Consider the following 13,471-nt stretch of genomic DNA (forward strand, 5'->3'; position numbering starts at 1 on the left):
CCATTACTAAGCCTCAAAAAGAGGAAGTTCAATAAAAAAAGATGTGCCCTTGTTTTCCTCAGTTTCAAACCAAATACTTCCACCGGCATGTTCAATACCTCGTTTGGCCACAGCCAAACCAATCCCTGAGCCCGTTTCCTTGGTGCTAAAATTTGGTGTAAACACTTTGTCATTAATATCTTTTGGAATACCCTCACCGTGATCTTGAAATTCGATTTTCACACGAGTCTCTTCCAGATAAAGCCTCACGTCCAAACTTGGGGATTGGAGCCCTTTCATAGCTTGAAAGGCATTCAATATCAAATTGTTGAAAATTCTGCCAAACAATTTTTTGTCACCCATAACAGTGAAAACGCCTTCTTTGAGATCTTTGGAAATATTTTTATCAACATGCAAGTCAATAGATTTTTCAAGTATCTGCCTGATATCAAAAGGTTCTCTTTCTGGGGTGGGCATTTTGGCAAAATGACTAAATGAAGTTACAATTTCGTCCAGTGTATCAATTTGGCTCAATAATATTTCCAAGGACTTTTTATCACCTTCCTTTCCATCCAATATTCGCTGCAAATGCTGGATGGTAAGTTTCATCGGCGTCAAGGGGTTCTTTATTTCGTGAGCCACCTGCTTTGCCATTTCACGCCAAGCTGCTTCTTTTTCGTTACGGGCGAGCTCTATTTTAGTACTTTCGAGCTTGCTCAACATGTTATTATATTCGTTTACAAGCGTACCAATTTCGTCGTCCGTTTCCCATTCTATGGGTTCATTGACTTGTACAAATCCTGTCTGATGCAGTCGATTGGCTATGGCCACAATCGGCTTTGTCAGTTTAGAGATGATGAAATAGGCGATAAGAATAGAAAGGATAAATACAAAAGTGAAAATATTGATAATGTTTCCAAAAACTTGCAATTGTTGTCTTTTCAGATGATTCTTTGAAGCGAAATACGGAGACCCCAATACGCCTAGTAGTTCACCAGATTCAGGAGACAAAATCGAGACATAAGAAGTTTTGTAAAGGAAATCACCGATGGACTCGTCTAAAATTAAACTCTCCTTTCCTTTTCTGATCAGCTGTTCCATGGCTTCTGATACCAGATACTCTGAAACAATATTGGATTCGAATATCATCGGAGTGCTTGAAGCCAATAAACGTCCCTCTTTGCTATAAACATTCAGGTCCATACCGGAATGATTAGCCAACTCTGAAATAGCATTTCCTAATTCTTCCTTATTGCTATTTCTGCTGTAAAAAGAACCCAGATGGTCATTGACATCTTCGGTCATAACCAATGTCTTCTTCAAGTTAGACTTATCTATTTCTTTTCTATTAGAGACGTCTGTACTTGTCATCACTGCCATACCTACCAGTACTAAAGGGATAATAAACGATGCGCCAGAATACAAGAGAATTTTGGTAGAGAAATTGAGCTGAATGGTCTGGTTTGGCACTAATAGATAATTGAATATAAGTACAACACTTGCCACTCCCAGAAACAAGGCAAACAAAAATGAGAAATTCGAGACGATATATTCAGTAGGGTAAATTGGGCTAGAAATAAGGATTGTTTTATTACCTGATTTTGCTCCCAAATGATAAAACCCTTCTTTTTCAAGACCTTTTTCATAGAGTGCTGCTCTGCTAAGCAGTTCATCACTCACGATGGCCTCATAATCAAAATCTCCAGATTTGTAGATTAGATTATCTGATACATAAATGGCGTAATCATATTCGTTCGCGGAGCGCTGTGTTCTGTCAACGAGCAATTGCGGAAGCACTCTTTTCCCAGAAAATTTTTTAAGACGTAACTCTATTTCCAAATATCCTGTCACGTTCTGATAACGTTCTAACTCTACAAAGCATACGAATTTTTTTCGTTTTCTGATATCCATTTGTCCATCATAGTAAATGCCATCGAAGCCGGTAGCGAACTTTGGTGTTTCATATCTTTTTCTTAATTCATGAATGGTTTCCCCTTGATACTTACTAGATATCCCTTTGCCTTGTTCATCGAAAAGAGCGATTTCAATTTCGTAATTATTAAAATAGGTATTGAAGTATGTTCGTTGGATACGCTGAATAATACTGGCCTGCTGACTTTGAGGGTTGATCATTTTACCATTAATCACCAGATCATTCTTAATCTTATCCATCATACTCGAGAGGAGGTATTCTCCATCTATGTCCCTATCTAGCTGAAGATAAGTGGCAAACTTGCGAATGCGGTTGGTCTCTTTTTTTTCGAACGATTTGTAAATCAAAATCGAACCTGCCATGGCCAATAAAATTGCAGATAGCATCAAATAATTAAGACTATTAAACCTAAGTTTCCTTAAGTTGTCAGGTAAACTGAATTGGTAAACAACTACTTGATACAACAAATTACCGGTAAGTACCAACCACAAATTATCATAGGTAATTAGAGTTGCGGTTGATAGTATCAGACATACGGCGTGAATTCTCAAAAACTTACGACTGGTGCCCCCATCTTTTCGGAAAATTTCAAATCCAAAATAGGTGACTAAGAAATACAATGTTCCAAACAATGATACTAAAAGATAAGCTGCGACTCGTTCTATGGGAAATTGAAGTGAGTCCGAAATATCTAGTGAAAGTTGGGAATGATCTAATACAATCTGTATGCTATCACAAAACAGATAAAAAGTAAAATAACTGAATAGAATGGATACATAGGTAAACAACTGAGCTGACCTACTATTGGTCCATTTTCCAATGCTATTTGTTCGAGACAATACAAACACCAGAAATATATTCAGCGCTAATACGTTAAGTAAAGCATCTCCTAAGCTCGAATAAAACCACTCAAACTTAAAAGTAGAGCTTGCAAATACACCTAATCGAAAGTAAGCACTGGGAAATTGAGACACGATCATAATTCCTCTAACCGTACACAAAGCCCCTAATAGAAAGAACGCTGCATAAGCAAAACCGTAATCGAATTTGATCCTTACTGCCCCATAATATAGGGCTAAAAACAATCCAGCAAAAAGTAAAACTATGATTAGAAGTATGAGATTACTGGCTTCAGGTGTATAATTAGATCGTTCCGTCCATTGTACACTGAAAAGTTCTTTTCCATTAAAAAAAATGGGAATCGACTGGTTTCCATATCCTATTTCCAAATTATTAGGGATAATATCTCGATTATATTCATCGGGAAAAGATCTAACCGTGGAATCAAAAACTCTTCTGATCGGCACAATAGCTATTACTTTATATACCTCCAGACCTTCGTGCTTGTCGTAGGTCTTGAACAGATATTCGCCTTGCTGACCCGATAGCAATGGATCTGAAGGAGCGATAATAAACTGTTCCAGAGGGGGAATGAGCAGGTTATTCGTCCAGCTAATGAGTTTTCCCTTCTGATTATAGACCAAAAAATCCACTTCTAGTGTGGATTTCAAGAAGGGAATTCTATGCTCTATAAGCTCGTATGCCTCGTCAAATTTTTCATATTGCTTTGCAATTGTTTCTTCAATAGCCCTGGCCTCTTTCTCAACATCAATTTTAGAAAAAGCCATAAGGTAGACCAAAACAGCTAGCGCTATTGCTGATAGGCCCAGTCCAAAGTATATGTATTTTTTTGTGTTGATAGTTTTGGTATTATAATCAGTCGATCAAAATACACAAAATTACACTAACTGGAGTATTTAGGATTGAATCTAATCCCTCCGAATAGATGCAAGAAAATGGCTCTTGAATATTTGAACATCACTGGCCAAAGTAGAGCAACAAAACTCATTACGACAGTCATATAGACCCAGGTATCTGGATTGTCAAAAAAATTGTAGAGCACAAAACCAGTTGCAAGTGTAATGGCTGCTGAAAAAGCATAGCTTACAAACATGGCACCATAATAGAACCCTGGTTCGGGTTCGTAGGTTTGCTCACATTTTGGGCAACGGTCATACATCTCCATGCTAAACCATTTCTCCTTCAACGTGTATTTAAACATCTTGCCTTCTCTACAACGTGGGCATTTGCATGCCAAGAGGGCTTCACTCGAACTTCCTTTTTGCATGGTTTCTACTTTTTTTATACCACAAAATTCCAATAATCAAAATGGCAAGGTAAGGAGTAACAAACAGATACATAATGCCAAAATTCAATCCCTCTGCCAGGCTCAACTCACCATGGCTTACATTGTTGACTATTGTGGTTTTGCACATAGCGCATTGCGCCAAAGCTCCAAAATGGGATAGAAATATGCTAAAAAATATCAATATGCCCTTTTTCATTTGACTTGATTACTTCACAATTCTACTTACGGAAATTATTGCGGATAGTATGGACTAGCAAGGAAATAAACCAAAACTCCGGTAATTGACACAAACATCCAGATAGGCCAAGTATATTTAACAGTATTTCTATGCTTCTCAATTTGGTCTGCCATTGCAAAGTAGAAAGCAAAAAGAACTAAAGGAACAACAACAAATGACATTCCAATATGGCTAAGCAGCACAGTAAGATAGAAATACCTTAGGTTTCCAATTCGAATCTCCTCACCATGCTCCAATATCCCATTGAGATTCGTGTCGCCGAAAACAGCGGATGGGCTTGTTGAGTGGTAAAGTGAATACGCCAACACGAAAATTATACCCAATGTCAAAGCAAATGACATAAAGAATTTATGCCATAGAATTTCACCCTGTCGTGCATATCTTTTCCCCATCAAAAGGAATATCGCTGTTAAAGAATTAACCAGAGCGTTGAATTCCGGTATGTCCTTTAGCCAAACATAATCGGCAGAAATTTTATATGATGAGAATAGAAATACACCAATCAACCCTGGTACACCAATCGAAAGCAGGATAATTACCAACAATGCTACTTTGCTATCTTTCATTTTTAGTTTGTTATAAAGTAAGCCTAGTTTTCTATTCACTAAGCAGGATATATATCTCGGTATTTAACCGATCAATTTCTTTTAGTTTGAGTGGATCGTAATACCCACGAATTTGCAATTTTTTATCTACTAAGACCAGACCGCTATCTGCTTTCATATCAGAACCAATATCCAAACGTAATATACATCTTCCAAGGCTCAACAAATTACTGTCAGATAGATTAAATCGGTACCATGCACCATATCGGGACGGAGAAAACACGGTATCCTTTTCCTCCCTAATAGAAATTAAATTCACTCCTTTCCTATCTTTATACTTTTCCAAAAAGGTGTATAGGTTGTTTCTCAACTGATGTGAATCTCGGTTGCCAATTTCGTAAACATTGATAGATTCTTCGAATTCGTTGGTACCTAGTAGTTCTCTTATCGAAGCATGCGCTAATCGATAGGGACCATTTTTAGCATCATTTCCGCAGTCGTCCTGAGAATTCTGTAAACCACTTTCATAATAGACAGGAATTGCAAACTGGTTTTTACCGAAACCCTGAAGAAAGAGATAAATCAGTACCGGTAGTACTAGTATCAGAAATAATAATATGGCCTTGGTTTTATTCATCACGAACAAAAAAAAATGCCGTTTTCCAACGGCATTTCAATTCAGTATTTTTGTTTATCAACCACCAAAAACGGCCGTGTAAATCGCATCGCCTTGAATCAACAATGCTCCTATCAACCACACCACAAATATTAGTGGTAAAAGTATGCTCAGCTTCAACCCCTTGGTTTCATGCCCCAAGTGCATGAATTCAGACATAATATAGTAGGCTTTTACAATCGTCATTACAATAAAAATTATTGTTTTGATGATGCTGGCATCCAAATTAAATGCAATCACGAATTCAGCAGCGGTGATCAAGAACAGATACAAAGTAACTGTCCAGATATGTCTGATTTTTGCTTTATCTGCCGGAATTACTACCTGTTGTTTATTTTCTTGTTCCATTTTATAATGTCTTTTTATCTTAGATTAAGTAGAAGAAGGTAAATACAAATACCCATACCAAGTCAACAAAGTGCCAATACAGGCCTACCTTTTCTACCATTTCATAGTGCCCTCTTTTTTCCAACTTACCTACTACCGTCTGGTAGAAAATAATGAAGTTGATTACCACTCCACTGAATACGTGAAATCCATGAAACCCAGTAATGAAGAAAAACAGTGCTGCAAAATTTGGAGGCCCATATTGATTCATTGATAGGTTCGCTCCATAAAATATAGACCCGTCCAGCAAACTTCCACCATCATCCGTACCTACAATAAAGTGAGTCCATTCCCAGGCTTGACACCCAAGGAAAGTCAGCCCTCCGAGGATTGTCCATAACATCCATTTTTCAACAGCATTTCTATCATTTCTCTGACCAGCTTCTACTGCCAGTACCATGGTTACACTACTCATAATAAGAATGAAGGTCATAATACCCACAAACACTAACGGTAGGTGCATCCCATGCAACAGCGGCATGCCGTTGAAAACCATATCTGGAATAGGCCAATATTCTTGTGAAAATGTGAAGTTTGCTACATCTCCTTCAAAAGCAGGATGACTATATCTAATCAATCCATACGCCACTAATAAAGAGGAGAACGTAAACGCATCGGAAAGAAGGAAAAACCACATCATCAGTTTCCCATAACTGGCTTTCATCGGAGGTGTTCCTCCTTGCCATAATTTCTCGTTATTTTCTTCTACTACAACTGCTGAACCAGCCATGATCTGAAATTTTAATTTTAATGATTAAGTGTCAAAAATAGGTATAAATACAACCAAAGTCCACCCAAAAAATGCCAATATGTGGCACACATTTCAAGTTGATCTAAACTTTTGGAATGCACTTTATATTTAAAAGCGGCCACCGCCACTACAGCAATAAATATCAGGGCACTGATTAGATGAAACCCGTGTACACCTGTAAGTACATATAGGAAAGAACCAGCAGGATTTCCCACGAAATAAACACCTTGCTCGACAAGTGCCTGCCACCCTATATACTGCCCTATCAGGAATCCAATTCCAGTAGCAGCAGTCAAGAGAAGCATGATTCTCATCTTAATAATTTCATCCTTTTTTGCGAAATAATAGGCCAATTGCATGACTGCACTACTTGCAATGATGATGATACTGGTCATGTCAAAAATGAATGGTAATTCAAAGTCCAACCAGACTCCGTCGGATTGTTTTACTACGTATGCGCTTGTCAGCGCTGCAAACAACATAACTACGGATACCATGAATAGCCAAAGTGCAAATTTCTTCGGGTGCATTTTGAACTGGGTACCTTTATCTTTCTTAAGTATCATTGCTGCATTCATATCAAAGTTTGTCTAACATATAAGCAATCTGTACCACAGGTAAATACAGAAAGGAACCAAACATAATTTTCAAAGCTGCCTTATCAGAATTATCTCTCATCAAACTGAAAGTCTGCGCCAAAAATCCGCAGCCACAGATCGTGACTATTACAGCAGAGTTTAGACCCGTTACACCAAAATAAGTTGGCAACAATCCTAGTGGTAGTAAAAACAGGGTATAGATCATAATGTTGATCGCTGTTTTGAGATCTTTTCGCCCATTATTAGGAAGAAGCTTAAATCCCGCTTTTCTATAATCCTCGTCACCAACCCATGCAATCGCCCAGAAGTGTGGAAACTGCCATATAAATTGAATACCAAAAATGATCAGTGCTTCAAATGAGATCACTCCTGTAGCCGCCACCCATCCCAATAATGGGGGAAGGGCACCAGGAATCGCTCCTATAAACACAGCAATTGGCCCCACTCTTTTCATTGGTGTGTATACAAAGCTATAAAGTATCATAGAAACAAACGAAAGCAAGACCGTCAACGGATTTGTGGATAGGTATAAAATGTAGAGTCCTAGTACGGCAACCAAAAAGCTGAAGACCACAGCCTCCTTTTCTGTAATTCTGCCTGTGGGCAGCGGTCTATTTTTCGTACGCTTCATCAGAGCGTCGTATTCTTTTTCAATAATTTGGTTGATGGACACAGAAGCCCCTGATACTAACATTCCTCCAAGAGAAAGCAGTAGCAGATTTATCCAATTCAATTGGCCACTTGTCGCCAATATATAGCCAAATCCAGATGAGAATGCCACTAGAAATGACAACCTCGGTTTCAGTAATTCTATATATGCGCCTACTTTGGCTCCTGCACCCAAAGTACTTGTACTAATTATATGATTTTTTACCTCACCCATTTGTCACTTCATTTATCGAATCTTCTTTCTCTTTTATAATCAAGTATAAGAAATACTGAATACCGAAAATCATCAAAGCCATTAATAAATGTACAGGCTGTATTACATAAGGCAGTGCGAAATTCGCTAAGACTGCACCTGTTAGTATTTCTAGAATTACCAATCCCAACAGGCCCCAAACCAAATATTTTGACGTCTTAAAATCTTTAATGCTCTTTGTCAACCGATAAATCAGATAAGCATGCAATACCAATAAAATCAAAGAATACGATCGATGCATATAAAATATAATGCCAAGATTCTCGATCCAGCTAAACCTCTGATCTTCTCCTAAAGTAACTGCCAACGAATCAATGGCCTCTCTAACCTGAGTACCCATCAATATCTGGGCGAAAAAAAGTAGCATGCAAACCACCAACAACCTTCTGACTTTATACGGCTTGTATGCCAAGAGCCCCTCTATCTTAGATTTTGTTGCTTTGAATCTAACATTAAGCAATAAAGCGATCAAACCAATGGCCAAAATCATATGAAAGGTAATCATCCCTGGTAGCAGGTTGGTGGAGACGACCAATGAGCCAACCCATCCCTGAAAAATAACCAGTAACAAGGCAGTTAGAGATAGGACAAAAATGCTTTTTTTAGTATGTATGTAGCTATATGACAATACTGTGCAAATAATTATTAATAATCCTACAGTTACGCCCACCAGGCGATTGATGTATTCTGTCCAAGTTCTGGCAAAATTGAAAGCATGAGCTTCTTCTACATTTTTGCCTTTTCTGATATCTTCCGCCAGTTCTGAAAAACCCAGGTTTTTCAATAACCTAGCCAAACGTTCGTTTTTCTGAATCCTTTTATCAGCATAAAGCTGACGATAATCTTCCGGTAACTCATCGGCAGTGGTTGGTGGGATATACGAACCAAAACATTTGGGCCAATCCGGGCATCCCATGCCCGACCCTGTACTACGAACAATGCCGCCTACTAAGATTAAAAAGTAAACGGCAATGATCGTAATGCTATTAAATTTTATAAATAAACCCTCTTTAGGTTTTTTACTCATTTCTTAATTTGCTTTCTCCTCTTTTGCTTCTTCAGCTTCGTGAGGCAAATTCGATTCGGGTGTTTCAGACAACGGCACTGTCTGAGGAATGAAATCAGGATATGCAGCTATTTCTTCCGCACTCATCTTTGCCATTGCATCATCAGATAATGGCTTACTGTAATCATAAGGCCATCTATAGACTGCAGGAATTTCTCCAGGCCAGTTGCCATGCCCAGGTTCTCTTGGTGTCGTCCACTCCAGCGTATTAGAGCCCCAAGGGTTCGCAGGAGCTTTCTTTCCTCTCCACATAGAGTAGAAGAAGTTGAACACAAATATGAACTGGCCGCCAAATGTAACTATTGCTGCAATAGTTACGAACATGTTCAAATCACCAAATGAGCTGAAAGCATCAAAGTTGGTGAATGAATAGTATCTCCTAGGGAATCCAGCAATACCGATATAATGCATTGGGAAAAATACAAGGTAAACACCTACAAAGGTCAACCAGAAATGCACATAACCCAATTTCTCATCAAGCATCCTTCCAAACATCTTTGGGTACCAATGATAAATCCCTGCAACCATTCCAAAGAATGCTGAGCTACCCATTACCAAATGAAAGTGAGCAACTACGAAATAGGTATCATGCAAGAAAATATCCAATGCAGAGTTTCCAAGGAAAATACCTGTAACTCCACCAGAGATAAATAGGGATACCAACCCAATTGAGAACATCATGGCTGTTGTAAACCTAATGTTGCCTTTCCAAAGGGTGGTGATATAGTTAAATGCTTTGATTGCAGAAGGTACGGCGATAACCAGTGTCAAAATCATAAAGATAGATCCCAGAAATGGGCTCATACCGGTTACAAACATATGGTGTGCCCATACTACAAACGACAAGATTCCAATTCCCATCATTGAGCCAATCATGGCTCTATAACCAAATATTGGCTTGCGAGAGTTGGTTGAAATAATTTCCGAAGTGATACCCAGTGCCGGAAGAATAATAATGTAAACTTCTGGATGGCCTAAAAACCAGAACAAATGCTGGAATAAGATTGGGCTACCACCGGTATTAGGTAATGCCTCACCTCCTATATATATATCAGACAAGTAGAAACTTGTTCCAAATGATCTATCAAACACTAATAGCAAAGCTGCTGCTACCAATACGGGAAACGATAACAAGCCTAAAATTGCAGTTAAGAAGAATGCCCAGATGGTCAAAGGTAATCTGGTAAATGACATCCCCTGGGTTCTCAAGTTGATAATGGTCGTGATATAGTTGATACCACCCAACAATGTAGATGCGATAAAGAATACCATGGATACCAACCAAAGTGTCATTCCTAAGCCCGATCCGGAAATGGCCTGCGGCAATGCACTCAGTGGAGGATAAATCGTCCACCCGCCACCAGCAGGTCCTGTTTCAATAAACAAAGAGATAAACATGATCACACTGGATAAAAAGAAGAACCAGTAAGACAGCATGTTCATAAAACCAGAGGCCATGTCTCTTGCACCAATTTGGAGCGGGATTAAAAAATTACTAAAGGTACCACTTAGACCTGCCGTCAATACAAAGAATACCATGATGGTACCGTGCATCGTGACCAGAGCCAAATAGAATTCAGTGTCCAATTGACCCGCCTCAGTGATCCAGTTTCCTAGTAACGGTCTTAACCATTCCAATTCGATTCCAGGAAATCCAAGTTGTAATCTGAAGATGATAGAAAGTCCACCTCCAATGATCGCCCAAAAGATACCAGTAATTAGAAATTGCTTTCCAATCACTTTGTGGTCTTGCGAGAAAATATAATTTGTTACAAAATTGCCATGATGCTCATGATCGTGATCATCGTGCCCTGCAATATGTTCGTCTAATTGTACTTCAGTAACTGCCATGATTTCTTTTATTATAATGAAGTATTCACTTCCTCACCACTTACATTTTCTTCTACAGCCACTTGAACAGGGCTGGATCCGTTGATATTAGCTAGGTAATCAGGGTTCTTAGACAACCATGACTTTTGCTCTGCCTTCCACTTCTCGTAGTCTTCTTTTTCATCAACTATCACAATCGCTCTCATAGAGAAGTGTGCCTTTCCACATATTTTGTTACAAACCAATTCATATTGAAAATCAGGATTGCCAGTTTCAGCAGCCATATCGGCTGTAGATTTAGTTGGAACAAACCAAAATTGGGTAGGCATGCCAGGTACAGCATTCATTTGCAATCTGAAATGTGGCATATACACGGAATGAATTACATCCCTTGCTCTAATTTTCAATAATACAGGTTCACCTTTAGGAATGTGAATTTCTCTAGGAATAAAGTCATCTTTTGCGTTTTGATTAGAGAAATCAACACCTAGTCTATTGTCTTCATCGATTAATTTATAGTCGGATGGCCCCAATTTACCGTCGGGTCCCGGGTATCTGGAAGCCCATGCATACTGATAGCCAAATATTTCAACTATTTCGGCATTGGCCGGAGCAGTGTCTGTAATCTTCACCCACGCTTTCCATCCGGAAAAGATCAACAGGGCCAAGACAACCGCAGGTATAAAAGTCCAGATCATCTCCAACGTATTGTTGTGAGGATAGAAATGAGCCTTCTGACCTTCTTTATATCTGTATTTCCATGCGAAGTAAAACAGAGCGGCATTGGTAAGAATAAATACTGCTGTCGTTATGGCTGTGGTGATCCAAAATAAATTAAATGTGATTTTTCCATGCTCGGAAGCAACCGGCACGGTATATCTATCAAACTCTGTGTAAGAATATCCAAAGAACCATGCGGTTCCCAAGATCAAAAAGATCATGAACAAGGCCCCATTCACTTTATTGCTGGTACCCATTGGATCACCTTCTTTCCCTCTAACGACTTGCACCAGGGTATGTGCTCTGAAGATGGTAACCAGAATGGCTACTATCAATACCGCGGCTAACAAGATTACAATATTCATCATGTCCTTAAATGTCTATTTTGTAATTAATTTCTTAAATATGATGATGCAATGTTTCCTCCATCATAGGGTGATTCTTAGCCACTAGCGGATGCTTAGCCAATGAATGCAATACCGTGTAAACGAAAGCCGATGCATATACCATAATCAATCCTACTTCTAGTAATCCAAATCCACCATTTTCTTTCAAAGTACCCGGAGTTACCATGAGATAGAAATCTATCCAATGTCCGAACAATATGATCGGAGGAACCACTTTCAAGAACCTTGAGTGTCTCTTCGCATCTCTTGGCAGTAGCAATAAGAATGGTAAGAAGAAGTTCAAGATTAAATTCAGGAAGAAGTAAACTGAATATTGGTCACTTCTCCACCTTTCTACGAAGTAGATTGTCTCTTCAGGAATGTTTGCATAGTATATCAAAAGGAACTGAGAGAACCAGATGTACGTCCAGAATATGCTAAAGCCCCAAATGAATTTCCCAATATCGTGCAGATGGTTAGCGTTCACAATTTTCAAGTAGCCTTTGTCTTTCAACAGGACTGCTATAAAGGCAATCAAAGCCAACCCTGATACCCACCAACTGGCAAATACATACCAACCGAACATCGTACTGAACCAATGAGGATCAATTGACATGACCCAATCCCAAGCGGCTATACTTGAAGAGTAGCCAAAGAATACCAAAAAGATGGCTGATAGGGTTACATTCTTTTTCCAGCTCGTTACACCACCATCAATGTCTTCGGCCAGCATTTGCTTTCTAATTTGAGTGAATAACAAATACCAAACGCCGAAAAAGACAACCATTCTTAAAAAATAGAAAAACGGAAATCCTCCATTCTCAAAAGGTGCAAAGAAATATCCTGCCTTTCCAATTAAAATTTCATCTCCTCCCTCTTCAGCATATACGCTTTCATGCGTCCAGTGGAACAAATCGTGACTACCAAACAAGAAAACCAAAATCATCAATACTGCACCGATGGGCAACCAGCTTGCCATTGCCATAGGGATTCTTTTCAATCCTACTGACCAGCCTGCTTGTGCCACATATTGGATGGCTATAAAGAAGATGCCAATCGCAGCCAATCCAGTAAAGAATAAATTATTGATCCAAAGGTTGGCGTATAGACGTTGTGTCCAATGAAATCCGTGATGACCTGCGTCTGCAGCAGCTTCGGTACCATGTGCATCATGTCCGCCCATATTCATCATTACCACACCGATGGCCGCAAGCACAAGACCCGCCACGAATGTGATTAGAATGTTTTTTTTGGCTCCTGCTGAGAATATATATTTTTCGTCGCTCATAA

12 protein-coding genes are annotated in these 13,471 nt (G+C 39.0%); all 12 read right to left on the reverse strand.

Annotated elements, in window-relative coordinates; all coding sequences use genetic code 11:
- Nucleotides 1–6: 6 nt before the first annotated feature.
- The 12 genes from ABJD64_RS15230 to ABJD64_RS15285 all read right to left on the reverse strand — a co-directional run bounded on the left by ABJD64_RS15230 (nucleotide 7) and on the right by ABJD64_RS15285 (nucleotide 13,469).
- Complete coding sequence (locus ABJD64_RS15230) at nucleotides 7–3,540, reverse strand: HAMP domain-containing sensor histidine kinase (protein WP_348183020.1); 3,534 nt, start codon at nucleotides 3,538–3,540, stop codon at nucleotides 7–9.
- Nucleotides 3,541–3,656: 116 nt separating this feature from the next.
- A complete protein-coding gene (locus ABJD64_RS15235) occupies nucleotides 3,657–4,040 on the reverse strand; it encodes a DUF983 domain-containing protein (RefSeq protein ID WP_348183021.1) in 384 nt (127 codons plus the stop codon).
- Nucleotides 4,041–4,292: 252 nt separating this feature from the next.
- On the reverse strand, nucleotides 4,293–4,865 hold the full coding sequence (locus ABJD64_RS15240; RefSeq protein ID WP_348183023.1) for a DUF420 domain-containing protein: 573 nt from the start codon (nucleotides 4,863–4,865) through the stop codon (nucleotides 4,293–4,295).
- A 31-nt stretch (nucleotides 4,866–4,896) separates the two neighbouring features.
- Entirely contained in the window at nucleotides 4,897–5,481 is a 585-nt protein-coding gene (locus tag ABJD64_RS15245) for a hypothetical protein (protein ID WP_348183025.1), read from the reverse strand.
- 57 nt (nucleotides 5,482–5,538) lie between these two features.
- A complete protein-coding gene (locus ABJD64_RS15250) occupies nucleotides 5,539–5,868 on the reverse strand; it encodes a cytochrome C oxidase subunit IV family protein (protein ID WP_348183027.1) in 330 nt (109 codons plus the stop codon).
- A 19-nt stretch (nucleotides 5,869–5,887) separates the two neighbouring features.
- The gene (locus tag ABJD64_RS15255) at nucleotides 5,888–6,637 is read right to left on the reverse strand and encodes a cytochrome c oxidase subunit 3 (RefSeq protein ID WP_348183029.1); all 750 of its coding nucleotides are present in this window, start codon (nucleotides 6,635–6,637) and stop codon (nucleotides 5,888–5,890) included.
- Between the two features lie 17 nt (nucleotides 6,638–6,654).
- Nucleotides 6,655–7,236, reverse strand: coding sequence for a cytochrome c oxidase subunit 3 (locus tag ABJD64_RS15260; RefSeq protein ID WP_348183031.1), 582 nt, complete (start codon nucleotides 7,234–7,236; stop codon nucleotides 6,655–6,657).
- Nucleotide 7,237: 1 nt separating this feature from the next.
- Nucleotides 7,238–8,140, reverse strand: coding sequence for a heme o synthase (gene cyoE, locus ABJD64_RS15265; RefSeq protein ID WP_348183033.1), 903 nt, complete (start codon nucleotides 8,138–8,140; stop codon nucleotides 7,238–7,240).
- Nucleotides 8,133–9,206 carry a COX15/CtaA family protein gene (locus ABJD64_RS15270; RefSeq protein WP_348183035.1) on the reverse strand — a complete coding sequence of 358 codons (1,074 nt, stop codon included), beginning with the start codon at nucleotides 9,204–9,206 and terminating at the stop codon, nucleotides 8,133–8,135. Before ABJD64_RS15270 ends, cyoE begins: the two co-directional genes overlap by 8 nt.
- Before the next feature lie 3 nt (nucleotides 9,207–9,209).
- Nucleotides 9,210–11,096: a cbb3-type cytochrome c oxidase subunit I gene (locus ABJD64_RS15275; RefSeq protein ID WP_348183037.1), complete on the reverse strand. Its 1,887-nt coding sequence runs from the start codon at nucleotides 11,094–11,096 to the stop codon at nucleotides 9,210–9,212.
- Nucleotides 11,097–11,107: 11 nt separating this feature from the next.
- A complete protein-coding gene (locus ABJD64_RS15280; protein WP_348183039.1) occupies nucleotides 11,108–12,163 on the reverse strand; it encodes a cytochrome c oxidase subunit II in 1,056 nt (351 codons plus the stop codon).
- A gap of 31 nt (nucleotides 12,164–12,194) precedes the next feature.
- Nucleotides 12,195–13,469: a quinol:cytochrome C oxidoreductase gene (locus tag ABJD64_RS15285; RefSeq protein WP_348183041.1), complete on the reverse strand. Its 1,275-nt coding sequence runs from the start codon at nucleotides 13,467–13,469 to the stop codon at nucleotides 12,195–12,197.
- Nucleotides 13,470–13,471 lie beyond the last annotated feature (2 nt).

Origin of the sequence: Reichenbachiella sp., from assembly GCF_039944555.1 — a bacterium.
In the GTDB taxonomy this organism is placed as follows: Bacteria; Bacteroidota; Bacteroidia; order Cytophagales; family Cyclobacteriaceae; genus Reichenbachiella.

What these genes read in the sequence shown, in the direction of transcription:
- ABJD64_RS15255 (WP_348183029.1), bottom strand. Translation starts at nt 6,637, where the DNA reads ATGGCTGGTTCAGCAGTTGTAGTAGAAGAAAATAACGAGAAATTATGG.
- cyoE (WP_348183033.1), bottom strand. Translation starts at nt 8,140, where the DNA reads ATGGGTGAGGTAAAAAATCATATAATTAGTACAAGTACTTTGGGTGCA.
- ABJD64_RS15250 (WP_348183027.1), bottom strand. Translation starts at nt 5,868, where the DNA reads ATGGAACAAGAAAATAAACAACAGGTAGTAATTCCGGCAGATAAAGCA.
- ABJD64_RS15285 (WP_348183041.1), bottom strand. Translation starts at nt 13,469, where the DNA reads ATGAGCGACGAAAAATATATATTCTCAGCAGGAGCCAAAAAAAACATT.
- ABJD64_RS15235 (WP_348183021.1), bottom strand. Translation starts at nt 4,040, where the DNA reads ATGCAAAAAGGAAGTTCGAGTGAAGCCCTCTTGGCATGCAAATGCCCA.
- ABJD64_RS15240 (WP_348183023.1), bottom strand. Translation starts at nt 4,865, where the DNA reads ATGAAAGATAGCAAAGTAGCATTGTTGGTAATTATCCTGCTTTCGATT.
- ABJD64_RS15245 (WP_348183025.1), bottom strand. Translation starts at nt 5,481, where the DNA reads ATGAATAAAACCAAGGCCATATTATTATTTCTGATACTAGTACTACCG.
- ABJD64_RS15275 (WP_348183037.1), bottom strand. Translation starts at nt 11,096, where the DNA reads ATGGCAGTTACTGAAGTACAATTAGACGAACATATTGCAGGGCACGAT.
- ABJD64_RS15260 (WP_348183031.1), bottom strand. Translation starts at nt 7,236, where the DNA reads ATGAATGCAGCAATGATACTTAAGAAAGATAAAGGTACCCAGTTCAAA.
- ABJD64_RS15280 (WP_348183039.1), bottom strand. Translation starts at nt 12,163, where the DNA reads ATGATGAATATTGTAATCTTGTTAGCCGCGGTATTGATAGTAGCCATT.
- ABJD64_RS15270 (WP_348183035.1), bottom strand. Translation starts at nt 9,206, where the DNA reads ATGAGTAAAAAACCTAAAGAGGGTTTATTTATAAAATTTAATAGCATT.
- ABJD64_RS15230 (WP_348183020.1), bottom strand. Translation starts at nt 3,540, where the DNA reads ATGGCTTTTTCTAAAATTGATGTTGAGAAAGAGGCCAGGGCTATTGAA.